The sequence below is a fragment of the Streptococcus sp. SK140 genome, assembly GCF_000259525.1.
Classification (GTDB): domain Bacteria; phylum Bacillota; class Bacilli; order Lactobacillales; family Streptococcaceae; genus Streptococcus.
The window spans coordinates 1-15,886 of the sequence record NZ_AJML01000014.1; the positions used below are offsets into that span (position 1 = coordinate 1).

The 15,886-nt window shown below is 41.1% G+C and carries 18 protein-coding genes; 3 read left to right on the forward strand and 15 right to left on the reverse strand.

Annotation, left to right across the window (positions count from 1 at the left end):
- Positions 1-62: 62 nt before the first annotated feature.
- From HMPREF1116_RS04000 to HMPREF1116_RS0102005, 9 genes are all read right to left on the reverse strand, one after another.
- Positions 63-1,019 carry an ABC transporter permease gene (locus HMPREF1116_RS04000; protein ID WP_000029143.1) on the reverse strand — a complete coding sequence of 319 codons (957 nt, stop codon included), beginning with the start codon at positions 1,017-1,019 and terminating at the stop codon, positions 63-65.
- A 2-nt stretch (positions 1,020-1,021) separates the two neighbouring features.
- Positions 1,022-2,080, reverse strand: coding sequence for an ABC transporter permease (locus tag HMPREF1116_RS04005; protein ID WP_000038693.1), 1,059 nt, complete (start codon positions 2,078-2,080; stop codon positions 1,022-1,024).
- Entirely contained in the window at positions 2,080-3,609 is a 1,530-nt protein-coding gene (locus HMPREF1116_RS04010; protein ID WP_000929863.1) for an ABC transporter ATP-binding protein, read from the reverse strand. The genes HMPREF1116_RS04005 and HMPREF1116_RS04010 overlap by 1 nt, the downstream gene beginning before the upstream one ends.
- 141 nt (positions 3,610-3,750) lie before the next feature.
- Positions 3,751-4,806: a BMP family lipoprotein gene (locus HMPREF1116_RS04015; protein WP_001036116.1), complete on the reverse strand. Its 1,056-nt coding sequence runs from the start codon at positions 4,804-4,806 to the stop codon at positions 3,751-3,753.
- An 89-nt stretch (positions 4,807-4,895) separates the two neighbouring features.
- Positions 4,896-5,285 carry a cytidine deaminase gene (locus tag HMPREF1116_RS04020; RefSeq protein WP_000246078.1) on the reverse strand — a complete coding sequence of 130 codons (390 nt, stop codon included), beginning with the start codon at positions 5,283-5,285 and terminating at the stop codon, positions 4,896-4,898.
- Positions 5,272-5,934 carry a deoxyribose-phosphate aldolase gene (deoC, locus tag HMPREF1116_RS04025; protein ID WP_000773722.1) on the reverse strand — a complete coding sequence of 221 codons (663 nt, stop codon included), beginning with the start codon at positions 5,932-5,934 and terminating at the stop codon, positions 5,272-5,274. Before deoC ends, HMPREF1116_RS04020 begins: the two co-directional genes overlap by 14 nt.
- A 17-nt stretch (positions 5,935-5,951) precedes the next feature.
- Positions 5,952-7,235 (reverse strand): pyrimidine-nucleoside phosphorylase, encoded by a 1,284-nt coding sequence (locus tag HMPREF1116_RS04030; protein ID WP_001202926.1) that lies wholly within the window; start codon positions 7,233-7,235, stop codon positions 5,952-5,954.
- On the reverse strand, positions 7,232-7,822 hold the full coding sequence (locus HMPREF1116_RS04035) for a class I SAM-dependent methyltransferase (RefSeq protein ID WP_155811939.1): 591 nt from the start codon (positions 7,820-7,822) through the stop codon (positions 7,232-7,234). Before HMPREF1116_RS04035 ends, HMPREF1116_RS04030 begins: the two co-directional genes overlap by 4 nt.
- A gap of 107 nt (positions 7,823-7,929) precedes the next feature.
- Positions 7,930-8,208, reverse strand: a complete 279-nt coding sequence (locus HMPREF1116_RS0102005) for a hypothetical protein (protein WP_000647568.1) — start codon at positions 8,206-8,208, stop codon at positions 7,930-7,932.
- Between the two features lie 122 nt (positions 8,209-8,330).
- On the opposite strand from HMPREF1116_RS0102005, the gene coaA reads away from it, so the two are divergent.
- The 3 genes from coaA to HMPREF1116_RS04050 all read left to right on the forward strand — a co-directional run bounded on the left by coaA (position 8,331) and on the right by HMPREF1116_RS04050 (position 10,129).
- Entirely contained in the window at positions 8,331-9,251 is a 921-nt protein-coding gene (coaA, locus tag HMPREF1116_RS04040; RefSeq protein WP_000180472.1) for a type I pantothenate kinase, read from the forward strand.
- A gap of 52 nt (positions 9,252-9,303) precedes the next feature.
- Positions 9,304-9,552, forward strand: coding sequence for a 30S ribosomal protein S20 (gene rpsT, locus HMPREF1116_RS04045; RefSeq protein ID WP_029689628.1), 249 nt, complete (start codon positions 9,304-9,306; stop codon positions 9,550-9,552).
- A 64-nt stretch (positions 9,553-9,616) separates the two neighbouring features.
- Positions 9,617-10,129 (forward strand): DNA topology modulation protein, encoded by a 513-nt coding sequence (locus HMPREF1116_RS04050; protein ID WP_000684224.1) that lies wholly within the window; start codon positions 9,617-9,619, stop codon positions 10,127-10,129.
- 227 nt (positions 10,130-10,356) lie between these two features.
- Here HMPREF1116_RS04050 and HMPREF1116_RS04055 read toward each other — a convergent pair whose 3' ends face one another.
- From HMPREF1116_RS04055 to HMPREF1116_RS04080, 6 genes are all read right to left on the reverse strand, one after another.
- Entirely contained in the window at positions 10,357-11,088 is a 732-nt protein-coding gene (locus HMPREF1116_RS04055) for an NAD-dependent protein deacylase (RefSeq protein ID WP_000357685.1), read from the reverse strand.
- Positions 11,089-11,317: 229 nt separating this feature from the next.
- On the reverse strand, positions 11,318-12,028 hold the full coding sequence (deoD, locus tag HMPREF1116_RS04060) for a purine-nucleoside phosphorylase (protein WP_000022075.1): 711 nt from the start codon (positions 12,026-12,028) through the stop codon (positions 11,318-11,320).
- Positions 12,029-12,571: 543 nt separating this feature from the next.
- Complete coding sequence (locus HMPREF1116_RS04065) at positions 12,572-13,282, reverse strand: type 1 glutamine amidotransferase (RefSeq protein ID WP_000862847.1); 711 nt, start codon at positions 13,280-13,282, stop codon at positions 12,572-12,574.
- Positions 13,279-14,514, reverse strand: coding sequence for a chloride channel protein (locus HMPREF1116_RS04070; RefSeq protein ID WP_029694756.1), 1,236 nt, complete (start codon positions 14,512-14,514; stop codon positions 13,279-13,281). The genes HMPREF1116_RS04065 and HMPREF1116_RS04070 overlap by 4 nt, the downstream gene beginning before the upstream one ends.
- Before the next feature lie 4 nt (positions 14,515-14,518).
- Positions 14,519-15,328, reverse strand: coding sequence for a purine-nucleoside phosphorylase (locus HMPREF1116_RS04075; RefSeq protein WP_000173180.1), 810 nt, complete (start codon positions 15,326-15,328; stop codon positions 14,519-14,521).
- Entirely contained in the window at positions 15,325-15,885 is a 561-nt protein-coding gene (locus tag HMPREF1116_RS04080) for a DUF1697 domain-containing protein (protein ID WP_000197381.1), read from the reverse strand. Before HMPREF1116_RS04080 ends, HMPREF1116_RS04075 begins: the two co-directional genes overlap by 4 nt.
- Between the last annotated feature and the right edge of the window lies 1 nt (position 15,886).

Consider the following 15,886-nt stretch of genomic DNA (forward strand, 5'->3'; position numbering starts at 1 on the left):
AGTTAGATTTTTTCTGTCTAACTTTTGGGATGCAGTTCAGTTTCAAACCGACGCTTTTTTGTTTATTTAGATTTGATATAGTTGATACCATCTGCTTTCGGTGCAACAGCTTTACCAAAGAAGGCTGCTAGTACGACAATGGTCAAAAGATATGGTGCAATTTGCAAGTAAACGGCTGGGACTCCTTGCAAGAAAGGAAGTTGAGAACCGATAACTGCTAAACTTTGTGATAGTCCAAAGAAGAGACTTGAAAGCATAGCACCAACAGGATTCCATTTACCGAAGATCATAGCAGCAAGTGCGATAAATCCAGGTCCAACGATGGTTGTAACTGAGAAGTTAACGGAAATTGACTGAGCGTAGATAGCTCCACCGATTCCTCCAAGGAAACCTGAAATCACAACTCCAAGATATCTCATCTTGTAGACATTGATTCCTAAAGTATCTGCTGCTTGTGGGTGTTCACCAACTGAACGGAGGCGAAGTCCAAAGCGAGTTTTAAAGAGGGCAAACCATGCTAAGAATGAGAAGGCAATTGCTAGGTAACCAAGTAAACTTGTTGACTTGAAGAAGATATCTCCGATAACTGGGATATTAGCCAAAAGAGGGAAATCAAAACGTCCAAAAGTTTGCGTTAAGTTATCCGTTTGTCCCTTGTTATAAAGCACCTTCACCAAGAAGACTGCCAAGGCTGGCGCCATCAAGTTAAGTACGGTACCACTGACAACATGGTCAGCACGAAAATGAACTGTAGCTACTGCGTGAATCAGTGAGAAGATAGCTCCGACTAATCCACCAACTAGAAGAGCCAACCAAGGAGTTAATGCTCCCAAATCTTGTGCAAATTCAAGGTTAAAAACAACTCCAGAGAAGGCACCCATGACCATGATTCCTTCAAGTCCAACGTTAACAACTCCACCACGTTCAGAGAAAACGCCTCCGATACTTGTGAAAATAAGTGGTGCTGAGTAAATCAACATTGAAGAAACCATAAGGGTTAGCATTGTTGTAATCGACATCCTTATTTACCTCCTTTAAGTTGTTTTCTTGGTTTGACAAAGCGTTCGATGATGTAGTGAACGCTGACAAAGAAGATAATTGAGGCTGTAACGATACTTACAAGCTCAGATGGTACTTGAGCAGCATTCATACCAGGGGCTCCAACTTGAAGCACTCCGAACAAGAAGGCTGCAAAGAGAATTCCAATTGGTGAGTTTGCAGCAAGTAGACTGACCGCCATACCATTAAATCCAATTGCCAATGATGAACCTTGAACATAGACGTTTTGGAAGGTACCAAGTCCTTCTACAGCTCCACCTAGACCTGCAAGAGCACCTGAGATAATCATTGATAGAATAATGGTGCGTTTAGCTGAAATACCTGCGTATTCAGAAGCATTTGGATTGAGACCAACTGCACGGATTTCAAAACCGAGAGTTGTCTTCTTAAGCAAGAACCAGATAACTGCAACTGCAATGATAGCAAAGAAAATCCCAATATTCATACGAGAGTTTCCTGTTAACTCAGCAAGCCAAGGTGTTTGATAAGTTGCGTTTGCACTTACTCGGATAGATGAGTCTGTACTTTGCATGATATCTTTAGGGAAAGAGTGGATAAAGGCATTACTTGTATAGAGAACAATGTAGTTCATCATGATGGTTACGATGACTTCAGATGTTCCAAGATAGGCTCTTAAAATACCAGGAATGGCACCAACGATTCCTCCAGCCACCAACGCAATGACAACCGTCGCAAGAATCAACAATGGACGTGGCAAATCTGGATTTGAAAGAGCGAACCAGCCACTCATAACCCAACCAGCGAGTGCTTGTCCTGGAAGCCCGACATTAAAGAAACCAGCACGACTCGCAACTGCAAATCCAAGAGCAATCAAGACTAATGGCCCCATGGCACGGAAAATTTCACCGATTCCACGAACACTACCAAAGGCTGTGTAGAACAACTCTTCATAACCCCAAATAGCATCATAGCCAAAAATCCACATGACGATGGCTCCAAGCAAGATTCCAAGGATAACAGAAATCAAGGGAACCGAAATTTGTTGTAATTTTTTAGACATCACTCTTCTCCTTTTTCCAATTCACCACCAGCCATCAAGACACCAAGCTCTTGCTTGTTGGTTGTTTCTGGCGTTACAATCCCTTGAATCTTACCATCATGGATAACAGCGATTCTATCTGAGACATTTAGAATCTCATCTAGTTCAAAGCTGACTACAAGGACAGCTTTCCCATTATCACGTTCTTGAATCAAGCGTTTGTGAATGTATTCAATGGCACCGACGTCCAAACCACGAGTTGGTTGGCTGACGATGAGGAGATCCGGATTTCGATCAATCTCCCGAGCGATGATTGCTTTTTGTTGATTTCCTCCAGAAAGGGCAGAAGCTGGAACAATCTCACTAGCAGCACGAACATCAAACTCCTGCATTAATTTTTTCGCATAGTCAATGATATTCGTATAATTTAAAATTCCCTTCTTGCTAAGAGGTTCTTTATAGTAGGTTTGAAGAGCGATATTTTCAGAAATCATCATTTCCAAGACCAAACCATCACGGTGACGGTCTTCCGGAACGTGACCAACGCTCAGTTCAGTAATTTGACGTGGATGCAATCCTACAATGGACTGGCCTTTCAATTCCACACTACCAGACTCAATCTTACGAAGTCCTGTGATAGCTTGGATCAATTCAGACTGACCATTTCCATCAATTCCGGCAATTCCGACAATCTCACCAGCTCGAACATCGAGTGAAAGATTCTTAACAGCAGGAACGCCACGGTTTTCATGAACAACCAAGTCTTTGATGGAAAGAACGACTTCTTTAGGTTGTGGTGCTTGCTTCTCAGTTTTGAAGGAAACAGAACGTCCCACCATCATTTCTGCCAAGTCAGCATTAGTTGCACCAGCAATTTCAACAGTCTCGATAGATTTACCACGACGGATAACTGTAACACGGTCAGACACAGCACGAATTTCATCCAACTTGTGAGTAATAAGGATGATTGATTTGCCTTCCTTAACTAGGTTCTTCATGATAGCCATCAACTCATCAATTTCTGATGGTGTTAAAACAGCAGTCGGTTCGTCAAAGATAAGAATGTCTGCTCCACGATAGAGAGTCTTCAAAATCTCAACACGTTGTTGAGCTCCGACAGAGATATCCGCTACCTTAGCAGAGGGATCTACCGCCAAACCATAGCGTTCAGACAATTCATTGATTTCTCGAGTTGCGCGAGCAATATCTAGCACACCGTTTTTGGTCAATTCACTTCCCAAAATGATATTTTCAGCAACTGTGAAGGCCTCTACCAACATAAAGTGTTGGTGAACCATCCCAATCCCTAGACTAGCAGCTTTCGATGGCGAGTCTAGTTTTACAACTTGACCGTTAACCACAATTTCACCACTAGTTGGTTCTAGAAGCCCTGCAAGCATGTTCATAAGAGTGGACTTACCAGCTCCATTTTCTCCTAAAAGTGCATGAATTTCACCTTTACGAAGTTCAAGGTTAATCTTGTCGTTAGCGACAAATTCACCAAAAACTTTGGTAATTTCACGCATCTCAATGACATTTTCGTGTGCCATGTGCTCTTCCTTTCAGAGTTTTATTTTGTTTCAATAAAACCTGCTAAAGAAACTTAGCAAGCTCTATTGAGACAAAACACTTTGTCTCAATTCTTAAAGAAGCGGCCACAGGCCGCTCCCCTAAGAAATGACTTTCATCCATTATTTTTCAGGAACTTTTACACTTCCATCAAGGATTTTAGCTTTTGCATCTTCAACAGCTTTTTTACCTTCTTCAGAAAGGTTAGTTGTTACTAGATCAACCCCTTTATCCTTCAATGAGTAAACGATCACTTGACCGCCAGGGAATTCACCTTTTTCAGTTTTGTTTGCAATATCTTGAACTGTTGTTCCGACTTGTTTCAAAGTAGAAGCAAGTACGAAGTTAGCTTCTTTACCGTCTTTAGAAGTATATTTACCTTCTTCAACTTGGTCACGGTCTACACCGATAACCCAAACTTTTTCGTCTTCATTTTTGCTTTCATTCAAAGATTTAGCTTCTGAGAAGACACCTGCACCAGTACCACCAGCTGCTTGGTAGATTACGTCTGCACCTGCAGCGTATTGAGCTGCAGCGATTGTTTTACCTTTAGCGGCATCACCAAATGAACCAGCGTAGTCTACTTGTACTTTGATAGATGGGTCAACTGACTCAACACCAGCTTTGAAACCAGCAGCGAAACGAGAAATAACTTCAGATTCCATACCACCTACAAAACCAACTTGTTTTGTTTTAGTAGTTTTAGCTGCTGCTACACCTGCAAGGTAAGCTGCTTCGTTATCAGCAAATGTTACACTTGCTACGTTCTTTTGATCTTTAATCACATCATCAATCAAAACATAGTTCAAGTCTGCATGTTCTTTCGCTGCTTCTTCAACTGCATTGTGAAGGGCAAAACCAACACCATAAATCAAGTTGTAGCTTCCTGCTGCTTGGTTCAAGTTGTTAGCGTAGTCAGCTTCACTTGTTGATTGGAAGTATGTGTAGCCTTTATCTTTTGCAAGATTGTGCTCTTTACCCCAAGCTTGAAGACCTTCCCAAGCTGATTGGTTGAATGATTTATCATCAACACCACCAGTATCTGTAACGATAGCTGCTTTAGTCTTCAAATCAGAAGATGAAGATGCTGCGTTACGAGAAGAGCGATTACCACATGCAGCAAGTCCAAATGCTGCTACTGCAACTAGACCAAGGCCTAGCCATTGTTTCTTGTTCATTACTGAACCTCCTAAATAAGATGCGCAACGAAGTTGCAAGTATGGATTGATTGGTCACAAGGACCTTGTCACTCAGAGAGTGACACAGACTATTGCAAGTCTGTAAATGAGTATGGAAGTAATTCCCCGACCGTCATCTCGACCGTCGTTTTATCTTTGGCGACTAGAGTCACCTTTAGATCTGGTTTAAAAAATTCGACCATAACCTGTCGGCAAGCACCGCAAGGCGAAATAGGTTTCTCAGTTTCCCCATAAACAATCAATTCTGAAAACTCTCGTTGTCCTTCAGAAACTGCCTTAAAGATAGCTGTCCTTTCGCCACAGTTAGTCAAGGGATAGCTAGCATTTTCAATGTTAACCCCTGTATAGATACTTCCGTCCTTGGCTACCAAAACAGCGCCAATCGGAAAATGTGAGTAGGGAACGTAAGCTTTTTTACTAGTTTCAATCGCTAAATCAATCAACTCAGTAGTCGCCATCTGCTAACTCTCCTTTTAAGATTGCTACACCAGAAGATGTTCCAATACGAGTAGCTCCAGCTTCAACAAAGGCAACAGCATCTGCATAAGAACGAGCACCACCAGCAGCCTTAACCCCCATATCAGGTCCAACTGTCTGGCGCATTAATTTAACATCCGGTAGGGTTGCACCACCTGTTGAGAAGCCTGTTGACGTCTTGACAAAGTCTGCTCCTGCTTTCTGAGCTAGCTGACAAGCTAGAACTTTTTCTTCATCAGTCAACAAACAAGCCTCGATAATAACCTTAACCAGTTTGTCTCCGCTTGCTTCAACAACAGCTCGAATATCTGACTCAACTAAATCAGCATTCCCAGACTTGAGTGCTCCAACATTGATAACCATATCAATCTCATCAGCACCATTTTGGATAGCTTCTTTGGTTTCGAAAGCTTTAACAGCAGATGTTGTGGCTCCAAGAGGGAAGCCTACAACCGTACAAACCTTAACATCTGTGTCTGCAAGACCAGATTTGGCATGAGCAACCCAGCAAGGATTGACACAAACACTGGCAAAATCATAATCTTTGGCTTCAGATAACAAACGATCAATTTGTTCCACTGTTGCATCTTGTTTTAAAAGCGTATGATCAATGTATTTATTTAATTTCATTTCGGTTTTTCCTTAAATTAGGAGATGATTTCGATAATTTCACGCGATTTTATCACTTCATCACTTATTTTAATTTTAACATATTTTTGGAAATCTGTAACTAGTTCCGGAGAAATTTTGCCATTTGTATATACTTTTGCAACAATTTCACCCTTTCTGACAAAGTCTCCAACTTTCTTCTCAAAAACAATCCCTGTCTCAAAGTCAAGGGCGTCTGTTTTCACTGCACGACCAGCACCCAATCTCATGGCAAAAAGACCAAACTCCATGGCTGGAAGTTCTGCGATAATACCATCCTCTTGAGCAGGAATATCAACTATATGGTCAACTTTTACTGGACGATAGAGGTCTTCTAAATCTCCACCCTGAGCTACAACCATCTCTTCGAATTTCTGGAGTGCCTTACCATTTTCAAGATGTTGCCTTACTTCCTCAACAGTTTTTTCAACATTTGCTAAAGATAGCATAATCTGGGCTAACTCGCAGATAAAATGACTAATATCTTCACGTCCCTTACCTTGAAGAATTTCTAGTGCTTCTAGGATTTCCAAGCGGTTTCCAATGGCACGTCCCAAGGGTTGACTCATGTCCGTAATGACTGCTACTGTCTTGCGACCTACAGCTTTACCAAGATTTACCATAGTTTGAGCCAATTCACGGGCCTCGTCCACTGTTTTCATGAAGGCACCTTCACCAACAGTAACGTCAAGTAAGATGGCGTCAGCTCCAGCTGCAATCTTTTTACTCATGACTGAGCTAGCAATCAAGGGAATAGTATCAACCGTTGCCGTCACATCACGAAGGGCATAGAGCAATTTATCAGCCTTAACCAGTTGATCAGACTGGCCAATAACTGAGACCCCAATCTCTTGAACTTGTTTGATAAATTCATCCTGATTTCGTTCGATCTGAAAACCTTTGATGGATTCTAACTTATCAATGGTCCCACCAGTATGACCCAAACCTCGACCACTCATCTTAGCCACTGGAACATCAAAACTAGCTACCAAGGGTGCTAAAATTAAGGTAACCTTATCTCCCACTCCACCAGTAGAGTGTTTATCAACCTTTATACCCTCAATAGCTGATAAATCAAATTCTTGACCTGTCTTCACCATGTTCATAGTTAAGTCAGAAATCTCATCGATAGTCATTCCCTGAAAATATACTGCCATAGCAAAAGCCGCCATCTGGTAGTCAGGGACGATTCCAGATACATACCCTTCAATCAGCCATTGGATCTCACTGGAGCTTAGTTCTTGGCCGTCTCTTTTTTTCTGGATTAGATCTACTGCTCTCATTCTTTTACACTTCTAAGGATGTAATATCCCTTATCTTTCTTTACAACCTCGCAATTGCCAAATACGTCTTCCATCTTACTTTTGGCACTTGGGGCTCCTTGTTTTTTCTGGATGACAATAGTCAAATCACCACCGTCTACTAAAAAGTCTATACTTTTTTCGATGATTTCGTGAACTACTTGCTTGCCTGCACGTATGGGTGGATTCGAAATGACATGGTCAAATTGTCCTTCTACCTGCTCATAAATATTAGACTGGAAGATAGTCGCTTGAACTTTGTTTTTTACTGCATTTTGCTGGGCTAAATCCAGGGCACGATTATTGATATCCACCATAGTCGCCTGAGCACCATAAGCCTTAACCAAAGACAAGCCTATTGGACCATAGCCACAACCAACATCAAGAATTTTTTCACCTTCTTCGACATCTAAACATCTTAGTAAGAGCTGGCTACCAAAATCAATCATTTTTTTACTAAAGACACCTGCGTCTGTCAAAAAGGTCATCTTTTGCCCAAGTAGCTCAACTCTAAGTTCATGAACGTCATGGGCTGCGTCTGGATTTTCTGCATAATACATTTTACTCATGACACTATTTTACCATAAAAATAAGTTATTTGTAAATCGTTTACAAAGGTATCAAGCCCTTGAATCACATTGTATTTTTTCAAAAATAATATAAGTTCTGATTAGGATTAGGGACCTAGTAAAAAGCTCCCTACTGCCATGGTAAGCGGAAAAGCAAAGATACAAGCTAAACCAAAAAAGAAGAGCCACCACTTTCTTTTAAAGAAAGCTAACACAAGGTAGCCAAGTCCTATGAGTGGCAATAAGATAAAAAGGACAAAGATAGTCCAGTTATAGGAGTAAGATCCTATTGAAAAGGAAAAATTCACCCAGTTTGGTGATAACCATAAAACAACTACAAATAGGCTGATAAAAACCAGCGTTTTTTCTCTTAATCTAGCTTTCATCTTAGTCCTCCTTTATAGGTTTTTCCTCTTAGATTTTAACAAAGAAAGCGCTTTTTCTCAATTGGTCAGATGGTTATTCTTTCTAAAATATGGTATACTAAGATATCAAACGAGGATATAGTATGACCAACGAATTTTTACATTTTGAAAAGATAAACCGCGAAACTTGGCAATCCTTGCATCGCAAAACAACCCCTCCCCTGACCGAGGAAGAGTTAGATTCTATTAAGAGTTTCAATGACCAGATTAGCCTTCAAGACGTTACGGATATCTATCTGCCACTGGCACATCTGATTCAGATTTACAAACGTTCCAAAGAAGATCTTGCCTTTTCAAAAGGCATTTTCCTTCAAAGAGAGAGCAAAAAACAGCCCTTTATTATCGGAGTTTCAGGAAGTGTTGCCGTAGGTAAGTCAACTACTAGTCGACTCTTGCAAATTTTGCTTTCTCGTATAGTTCCTGGAGCAAGTGTTGAACTGGTTACTACGGATGGTTTTTTATACCCAAACAGTGTCTTAATTGAGCAAGACATTCTCAACCGCAAGGGTTTTCCTGAGAGCTACGACATGGAAGCTTTGCTCAATTTCCTAGACCAACTTAAAAATGGGCAGGATGTTGATATACCTGTTTATTCCCATGAAATCTATGATATTGTCCCTGGTCAAAAACAACGAGTAGAAGCCGCTGATTTTGTCATTGTTGAGGGAATCAACGTATTCCAAAATCCCCATAATGACCGTCTCTATATTACTGATTTCTTTGACTTTTCAATCTATGTCGACGCCGCAGTCGAGGATATTGAAAGCTGGTATTTGGATCGTTTCTTAAAACTTCTTAGCTTTGCTCAAGATGATCCAAGTAGCTATTACTACCGTTTCACTCAACTTCCTCTTAGTGAAGTCAAGGATTTTGCCCACCAAGTTTGGACCAGTATCAACCTAACCAATCTCCAGAATTACATTGAACCTACACGAAATCGTGCAGAGGTCATTCTCCATAAATCTAAAAATCACGAAATTGATGAAATTTACTTAAAAAAATAATTTTCCCTTGTCAAAACGTAAGTTTTCAGATATAATGGTATAGTTAGTAAAAATGGAGGTAAGAACATTGGCAAACATTAAATCAGCTATCAAACGCGCTGAATTGAACGTTAAACAAAACGAAAAAAACTCAGCTCAAAAATCAGCTATGCGTACTGCTATCAAAGCTTTTGAAGCAAACCCATCTGAAGAACTTTACCGTGCTGCCAGCTCAGCTATCGATAAAGCAGAAACTAAAGGTTTGATCCACAAAAATAAAGCTAGCCGTGATAAAGCACGTCTTGCAGCTAAACTTGGTTAATTATTAACTGCATACAAAATGAGCTCTTCGGAGCTTTTTTTGTGCACATTTTCTGGAGGTTATTATGAAAATAGCTATCATTGGATATTCTGGATCAGGCAAATCCACTCTGGCAGAAAAACTAGCTAATCACTACTCTATCCCCAAACTTCATATGGATACTCTCCAATTTCAGCCAGGGTGGCAAGATAGTGACCGTGACTGGATGCTGAACGAAATGAAAACTTTTCTAGCCAACAACGAAAACTGGGTCATTGATGGCAACTACTCTTGGTGTTGTTATGAGGAAAGAATGGAGCAAGCTGACCAGATCATCTTTTTAAACTTCTCTGCTTGGAATTGTCTGCTAAGAGCCTTTAAGCGGTATTTAAAGTACAGAGGAAAAGTGAGAGAAAGTATGGCTAAGGGATGCCCCGAGCAATTCAATTGGGAATTTATTCGTTGGATTCTCTGGGATGGACGTACAAAAAATGCTAAGGAAAGATACCAATACTTAAACAATACTTACCCAGAAAAGATTCGTATTCTCCATTCTCAAGCAGAGATTGATTGTTTTTTGCGATCTTTAAAAAAGTAAACAATATAGTAGCATTTCATTAAAATCAGCATGTACTGATTGACTAAAAAAGGAAGATTTTCATCCAGAAAATCTTCCTTTTTTCCTTTTATTCAACAATTAAAAATAACTCAATCAAATTATAAATCAAATATAAGATTCCTTAGAAATGAAGAGAATCGTGTTCATAGTTTCTGAGGCGTGATACAAAAAACTGAAGGAAGTATAGTCCTACTTCTTTCAGTTTTTTATTGTCTCAATTTAGAAAAAACTTCTCCGATCTTACCTTCGATAACTAAATCAGCTTGGCTGTCTTGAGGAGTGCTGGACTTGTTGATAACGACAAGATTTGACCCTGAAAAATAATTGATGAGGCTAGCTGCAGGATAAACGACTAAGGAAGTTCCTCCAATAATCAATAAATCTGCTTGCTGAATGACTTGGGCTGCTCGACTAAATACGTCCATATCTAGCGATTCCTCATAAAGAGTTACGTCAGGTTTAACCACATTGCCACAATCTAAGCAGTGAGGAACTGGACCTTCAAGTGCCAAAAATGCATTCAAATCATAAAATCGATGACAGCCCAAACAGTAATTACGATCTGCACTACCGTGCAGTTTCAAAACTTTCTGAGACCCCGCCATTTCATGCAAGCTATCAATATTTTGCGTCACAATCGCCTTTAATTTACCTGTTTTTTCTAACGACGCTAGATAATCATGTGCTAAATTTGGCTTGGCATCTGGATAGACGAGATACTTTTTGTAGAAATCAAAAAAATCCTCTGGATAGCGTTCAAACATGGTGCGTGAAACCAATTGCTCGGCAGTAAAATGGCGCCCCAACTTAAGACTATAAACACCATCAGAACTTCGAAAATCAGGAATATTAGACTCTGTAGAAACCCCTGCACCACCGAAAAAGACAATTCTCTGACTTTTATCTATCAGTTCCTGTAATTGTTCAATCTTATCCATTTCACCCCTCCTTTAGTTTTTGTTCTAAAAAAGTTGAAAACCTTTAGCTTCTGTCAACCAGGCTTTCAACTTTATTTGATTATGATTTAAATGTTAAACTGACTACTTTTGATCCTTTGACACAATTTGACTTTCTTCAAAGTCCTTATTCTCATCTATTATAGGATTGAAGCAATGAACATGCTTATCATTTCGAGAACAAGAGTAATCACATGAATGGAATCTAACTTTAGTCTGCAATCAAGGTTTCTAGACCAACCTTCATCATATCTGTGAAATTATTTTGGCGCTCTTCTGCTGTAGTGTCTTCTTCTGGGTTAACCAAGCTGTCAGAAATCGTCATAATAGCAAGAGCATCAACATGGTGTTGGGCAGCAAGATAGTACAGAGCTGCTGCTTCCATTTCCACCGCTTTTACTCCCCACTTACCAAGTTCGATATTCTTCTCAAAGTAGTTTGAGTAGAAGACATCTGATGACAAAACATTTCCGACGTGAGTGGTCATGCCAAGGTCTTTGGCAATATGGTAGGCTTTATCAAGTAAATCAAAGCTAGCGATTTGTGGAAAATCATATTGAGGCCAATCATTGCGGATAATGTTTGAGTTGGTAGCAGCTGCTTGTGCCAAAACTAATTCACGGACATGAACATCCTCATTCAAAGAACCAGCAGTTCCGACACGGATCAATTTCTTCACTCCGTAGTCTACAATCAACTCACGGGCATAGATAGAGATTGATGGCATTCCCATCCCTGTTCCCATAACAGAAACACGGTGTCCTTTGTAGGTACCTGTGTAACCAAACATGTTACGGACTTCGTTAAAGCAAACAGCATCTTCAAGGAAATTCTCAGCGATAAACTTCGCACGAAGAGGATCCCCAGGAAGAAGAATTTTATCAGCAATTTCACCCTGCTTAGCAGCAATATGGATAGACATAATATAAGATACCAAGGGCGTAAAAGAGGCAAAGTAAAAATAGGAAATCCGACAAAGATGCCTCGCATCTAGGAGGATTTATCTTTTTTACACAGCCTCTAGCCCGGGTTCAGTTTCAAACCCGAACTACCCTTCCTTTCATTTTTTATAAACAAGACAGGCGACAGAGAACAAAGTAAAAATAGGAAACTGGCGACGCATTGTAAATGCTAGACAGTTTATCTTTTTTACACAGTTCTCCGCCCGTATTCAGTTCAGCTAATACGGTTAACCCATCCTTTCTTTTTTAATTGAGTAATTAGAAAAGCTTTCCGCTCGTGTTCAAATTAGAACACACGCTCTACCTTTCTATAAGATACCAAGCCCGTAAAAAGCACAGTGAAAATAGGGGATTGACGCAGCAAGTACTGGACTTGCAAGGCAATCGATCTTTTTCACACAGCTTTTAGGGCGGGTTCAATTGTAAGTTAGTTTTGAAAGTTGAGGCGATTACGGGTTCAATTTCAAACCCGAACTCCCTTTCCTTTTCTTTCATTTTTATATTTATTTTGTTAATGAATCCAAAAATGCATAGAGTTTTGCATTCATTTCTTGATAATCATATGCACGAATAGCTTCAGGCTTTTGAACATAAGTCAAATTCTTGCTTTGTTCTTCCAAAACTTCTTCACCATCCGCAGCAATTAAGAGCTCTACTGCTTCTGGATCAAATTCCAAATGAGCTTGGAAGGCATAGTGTTTAAGACTAAAGCGAATAATCTGACGTGGACAGCCTTGACTGGTCGCAAGGACGATAGCATCTTCTGTCAATCCTGGCATATCGCCATGCCAGTGTCCTGTATTTAGAGTCGGTCCAAGAACTTTGACATGTTCATCTTTTAAACCAGCTTCAGTAAGTGTTATTGGATAAACACCAATCTCACGCTCTGGACTATGTTCATACTCTGCGCCATAAGCAACAGACAAGAGCTGAGCACCAAGACAGACACCAACAATATAACGATCTGCCTTCATAGCCTTTTGAATCAGCTCAATCTCTGCCTGAGGATCGTAGTATGGAAAAGTTTCCCGATCTTCATCTGGCGATTGAGGTCCTCCCATTACGATCAAAAAGTCGATCTCATCCACTGTCTCTGGTAATGCTTCATTCTCATAGACTTTGGTCGTGGTCACTTGATGGCCACGCTCCTGCGCCCATTTTAGATAAGCGCCCGGCACTTCAAAGGTTTCATGTAAAATAAAGTGAACCTTCATCCTTTCTTCTCCCATCTCTTTCGAATCACGTAAGACAGACCAGCCGCAAGTACAAGCGGAATTGTCAAACTCCAAGTTTGGCCTGTAAATCCAAGGCTCAGGGCAATGGCTGTCAGAGGAGCTTTTAAGGTCGTCCCTAAAAAGACGGTCGCTCCTAGTAACATCCCTAGAGCAGGATCTAGATGAATCCCAACTGCTGTCAAAAGCAAGGTCACTAGGTAGCCAGAGCCAATCCCTAAGGCAAATGATGGTGTCAAAGTTCCCCCATAAGCACCATTGCGCAAGAGGAGATAAACCAGAAACCCCTTCACTGCAAGAGCCAGTGGAAGATAAGGAATCGACTGGCTAGACAAGAGGGCTTGCGCTAGTACCTGGCCATTTCCCATAAAGATAGGGAAAAAGGCTACTAGGCTCCCCAGCACTAGAAAGGCTAGAGGAAGAGCCCAAAGAATCGTCCCATCCTTCCGCCGTTTGTGACTAGCCCGCTTGGCGAGGAAAGTAAAGACCAGAGCCAAGGGAGTAACCAAGAAAGCAATCACAATAGCCTGAAAGAAACTGCTAGCCGACCATGAGACTGCGGACAGGTGATAAATAGCCTCTTGACCAATGATGGACTGAGCGACCCAGGTGGCCAGATAAGTGCTGATCAAAACCAGTAGAAGGTTTTGCCAACTGTAGGCGAGTCCTAAGGTCTCAAAGACAAACAAGCTACTGGCAAAGGGAACTTGATAGACCGAAGCTAAACCAGCTCCAGCACCACAGGCAATCAAGACTTTTCGCTCTTTGAGGGCTAGAGAAAAACCTTTCGCCAAGCGACCAGCTAGAAGAGCCCCGACCTCACGTGGTGCTCCTTCTTTTCCGACCGATGCACCTGCTCCGACAATCGCAACCTGCATACCTGCATGAAGGAGCTGGGCTAAGGGCGCTGGTTCTCTGTCTCCAGCTAAGTCAATTTGCTGGCGAATAGACAGAATCTTATAACGCTTTTGCAGGACATACCAGAAGCCAGCTGACAAGCACCCAGTCACACATAAGACCAAAAATCTACGGAGACCTCCAGCTTCTTGAAATTGCTGGAGTAAATCCGACTCATCTTGGCCAAAAGCCAGCCCTTGCACCCCTTCTAGTAGATAATGACAGGCAATTCCGACCAGACCCGTCCCTATTCCTAATGATAAAGTGGCTAGAAGCACTCTCAGTCCATAGGGAATACTTTGGAGTCGTACTCTCATAGTCTTACAATTCAGCAAGAATCGCTTTCAGCAAGCCTTTAAAGTCGCCTTTGACACGTTCGGTCACTTCTACTACTTCTTCGTGGTTAAGTTCCTCTTGGAAACCAGCCGCAAAGTTGGTAATACATGAAATACCAAGAACTTTCAAGCCAGAGTGAGCTGCCACGATAACTTCAGGAACAGTGGACATACCAACCGCATCTGCACCAAGTGTCTTATATGCACGGATTTCAGCTGGAGTTTCATACGTTGGACCAGTTACACCGATATAAACACCATCATCAAGTTTAACACCAAGTTTTTCAGCAACTGCATGAGCTGTAGCACGATATTCTGGAGTGTAGGCTTTTGACATGTCTGGGAATCGTGGACCGAAGTCATCCAAGTTTTCACCGATTAGAGGGTTTTGGCCTGTCATATTGATGTGGTCAGTGATAGCCATCAAAGTACCAGGACCAAAGCCGATACCTCCAGCAGCATTGGTAACAATCACACCTTCACAGCCTAAAACTTTCATAACACGAACTGGAAAAGTCACAACTTCAAGAGGATTTCCTTCGTAGAAGTGGAAGCGTCCTTGAAGGGCTAAGACTTTACGTCCTGCAAGCTCACCGTAAACTAATTTTCCAGCGTGTCCAACAACAGTTGAACGTCCCCAGTTTGGAATTTCAGCGTAGTCTACAACAACTGGATTTTCGATTTCTTCAGCAAGTTCTCCCAGTCCTGATCCAAGAATCAAACCGAACTCTGGTGCTTCTACTCCCTTTTCTTTTAAGAAAGCAGCTGTTTCATTGATTTTTGCTAATAATGTCATTGTCTGTCTCCTTCATAATCTTTTAAAAATTGACCGATTTTGTCAAAAGTTTTAGCATTTCGAATAGTAATATTACGATAGAAAGGCATCTTTAGCAGGTACTTGTGATAGGCTGTTTTGCTATAGGTTTCTTCTGAGAATTTGCCCCAGAAGATTCCCAGTTTCCCGAAATGAAGCACTTCATCTACCAGTTCCATACTTTCGACTTTCTCGATGACTTGCTTGGTATCCAGTCCCTCAGTATAAAAGAGAACATCCTTTCGAGCCATTTCTTGGAACCACCATTCCGGAAGAGTTCTAAGCTCCTCTTCGTAATCTTCTTGACTTAACAAGGAAAAATGTTGGATAAATGGATAATGCTTGTCAAAGAAAGCCTGTAAGATCTCCACTAGTTGAGTCTTCGAGATACTTGTGTCAAAGAAAATATTGCCACTATTGATGTAGGTTTCAACAGTTTCCAATCCCAACTCTGTCAATTCTTGACGAAATTGGGCCATGACCACCTTATGTTTCCCACCGACATTGATCCCTCTAACCAGTAATGCCAAGCGAGTCATC

Bases quoted from the DNA above. Each gene is read 5' to 3' on its own strand.
- HMPREF1116_RS04000 (WP_000029143.1), bottom strand. From the start codon at position 1,019: ATGTCGATTACAACAATGCTAACCCTTATGGTTTCTTCAATGTTGATT.
- HMPREF1116_RS04005 (WP_000038693.1), bottom strand. From the start codon at position 2,080: ATGTCTAAAAAATTACAACAAATTTCGGTTCCCTTGATTTCTGTTATC.
- HMPREF1116_RS04010 (WP_000929863.1), bottom strand. From the start codon at position 3,609: ATGGCACACGAAAATGTCATTGAGATGCGTGAAATTACCAAAGTTTTT.
- HMPREF1116_RS04015 (WP_001036116.1), bottom strand. From the start codon at position 4,806: ATGAACAAGAAACAATGGCTAGGCCTTGGTCTAGTTGCAGTAGCAGCA.
- HMPREF1116_RS04020 (WP_000246078.1), bottom strand. From the start codon at position 5,285: ATGGCGACTACTGAGTTGATTGATTTAGCGATTGAAACTAGTAAAAAA.
- deoC (WP_000773722.1), bottom strand. From the start codon at position 5,934: ATGAAATTAAATAAATACATTGATCATACGCTTTTAAAACAAGATGCA.
- HMPREF1116_RS04030 (WP_001202926.1), bottom strand. From the start codon at position 7,235: ATGAGAGCAGTAGATCTAATCCAGAAAAAAAGAGACGGCCAAGAACTA.
- HMPREF1116_RS04035 (WP_155811939.1), bottom strand. From the start codon at position 7,822: ATGAGTAAAATGTATTATGCAGAAAATCCAGACGCAGCCCATGACGTT.
- HMPREF1116_RS0102005 (WP_000647568.1), bottom strand. From the start codon at position 8,208: ATGAAAGCTAGATTAAGAGAAAAAACGCTGGTTTTTATCAGCCTATTT.
- coaA (WP_000180472.1), top strand. From the start codon at position 8,331: ATGACCAACGAATTTTTACATTTTGAAAAGATAAACCGCGAAACTTGG.
- rpsT (WP_029689628.1), top strand. From the start codon at position 9,304: ATGGAGGTAAGAACATTGGCAAACATTAAATCAGCTATCAAACGCGCT.
- HMPREF1116_RS04050 (WP_000684224.1), top strand. From the start codon at position 9,617: ATGAAAATAGCTATCATTGGATATTCTGGATCAGGCAAATCCACTCTG.
- HMPREF1116_RS04055 (WP_000357685.1), bottom strand. From the start codon at position 11,088: ATGGATAAGATTGAACAATTACAGGAACTGATAGATAAAAGTCAGAGA.
- deoD (WP_000022075.1), bottom strand. From the start codon at position 12,028: ATGTCTATCCATATTGCTGCTAAGCAGGGTGAAATTGCTGATAAAATT.
- HMPREF1116_RS04065 (WP_000862847.1), bottom strand. From the start codon at position 13,282: ATGAAGGTTCACTTTATTTTACATGAAACCTTTGAAGTGCCGGGCGCT.
- HMPREF1116_RS04070 (WP_029694756.1), bottom strand. From the start codon at position 14,514: ATGAGAGTACGACTCCAAAGTATTCCCTATGGACTGAGAGTGCTTCTA.
- HMPREF1116_RS04075 (WP_000173180.1), bottom strand. From the start codon at position 15,328: ATGACATTATTAGCAAAAATCAATGAAACAGCTGCTTTCTTAAAAGAA.
- HMPREF1116_RS04080 (WP_000197381.1), bottom strand. From the start codon at position 15,885: ATGACTCGCTTGGCATTACTGGTTAGAGGGATCAATGTCGGTGGGAAA.